The 1,925-nt window shown below is 51.3% G+C and carries 1 rRNA gene; it reads left to right on the top strand.

From position 1 onward, the window contains the following. Positions 1-281: 281 nt before the first annotated feature. A 23S ribosomal RNA gene (locus B5F29_RS16165) occupies positions 282-1,925 on the top strand; the annotation flags it as partial.

Here is a 1,925-nt window from a genome sequence, read left to right as displayed (position 1 = left end):
AATTGCATACAGTAAAATACACAAATATCTAACACAAAAGATAGATACAAGACATCCGAGTAAAAAGAGAAGCATCGAAAGATGCACCGTTTGTGAACACAAACAACCAAAGCCAATGCTCACGACGCTACGTGAGTATCGATCTGAAACCGGTTATTCGCAGAACTACGTTCTGCTCATGTCCTTTGCTTCGCAAATGACATGACGTATGATTTCCGGACTATCTGTGCGCGAGCGCCCAGAAGCCCATAAATCATCCGCCAACCGCTTTCAAATCTATTGGTTAAGCTAGAAAGAGCGCAGGGTGGATGCCTTGGCACTAAGAGCCGATGAAAGACGTGATAAGCTGCGAAAAGCTTCGGGGAGGAGCAAATATCCAATGATCCGGAGATGTCTGAATGGGGAAACCCGGCTGAGCAGACCTCAGTCATCCATACGCCAATCCATAACGTATGGAGGGGAACCGCCTGAACTGAAACATCTAAGTAGGGCGAGGAAAAGAAAACAACATGTGATTCCCAGAGTAGCGGCGAGCGAAATGGGAAGAGGCCAAACCGGCGTGCGAGCATGCCGGGGTTCGGACCGCGGAATTGATTCAGCGAGTTTAATGGAAAGGTTTTGGGAAAGCCTGCCAGAGAGGGTGAAAGCCCCGTACATGAAAAGCGAGCTGACAAGGCGGGATCCAGAGTACCACGAGACACGTGGAACCTTGTGGGAACGAGCGGGGACCACCCCGTAAGCCTAAATACTCCTTAGTGACCGATAGCGCATAGTACTGTGAAGGAAAGGTGAAAAGGACCCCGGGAGGGGAGTGAAAGAGAACCTGAAACCCTGTGTTTACAAGCTGTGGGAGCACATCAAAGTGCGACCGCGTACTTTTTGTAGAACGGTCCGGCGAGTTGCCGGGACTGGCGAGGTTAAGTACTGAAGGTACGGAGCCGAAGGGAAACCGAGTCTTAACAGGGCATAAAGTCAGTTCAGGCAGACCCGAAACCGGGTGACCTACCCATGTCCAGGATGAAGATGCCGTAAAAGGCATTGGAGGTCCGAACACACATCCGTTGAAAAGGGTGGTGATGAGGTGTGGGTAGCGGAGAAATTCCAATCGAACCCGGAGATAGCTGGTTCTCCCCGAAATAGCTTTAGGGCTAGCCTCGGTGCAGTCTCATGGAGGTAGAGCACTGAATTTCCTAGGGGGCGTCAAAGCTTACCGAAGAATATCAAACTCCGAATGCCATAGAGATGGTCACCGGGAGTCAGACTATACGAGATAAGTTGGATAGTCAAAAGGGAAAGAGCCCAGACCACCAGCTAAGGTCCCCAAGTACGTGTTAAGTGGAAAAGGATGTGGGATTTCAAAGACAGCCAGGATGTTGGCTCAGAAGCAGCCATACATTTAAAGAGTGCGTAATAGCTCACTGGTCGAGAGGTCCTGCGCCGAAAATGTCCGGGGCTGAAACACGACACCGAAGCTGTGGGATTTACTTAAGTAAATCGGTAGGGGAGCATTGTTAACTGGATGAAGCAGTACCGGAAGGGGCTGTGGACGGTTAAGAAGGGAGAATGCCGGAATGAGTAGCGAGATGGAGGTGGGAATCCTCCAGGCCGAATATCTAAGGTTTCCAGGGTAAAGCTGATCTGCCCTGGGTAAGTCGGGGCCTAAGGCGAGGTCGAAAGACGTAGTCGATGGATAACAGGTTGAGATTCCTGTACTGCTGCATGGCAGAACTGTGGGGACACAGGTGGAGAGCGCAAACCGGGAATGGAAAGACCGGGGCAAGCGAAGTAGGGGTGCGGTTGGCAAATCCGCCGCGCTGACCCGAAGACGTGATGCATAGCGAACTTAAAGTAGCGAAATGCGTGAGCCAGCTGTCGAGAAAAGCCGCTATTGTCCATGCAGTACCCGTACCGTAAACCGACACAGG

Origin of the sequence: Lachnoclostridium sp. An196 (assembly GCF_002160135.1) — a bacterium.
Taxonomy (GTDB): Bacteria; Bacillota; Clostridia; order Lachnospirales; family Lachnospiraceae; genus Hominiventricola; species Hominiventricola avistercoris.
This window is presented reverse-complemented; position numbering and strand designations above follow the sequence as displayed.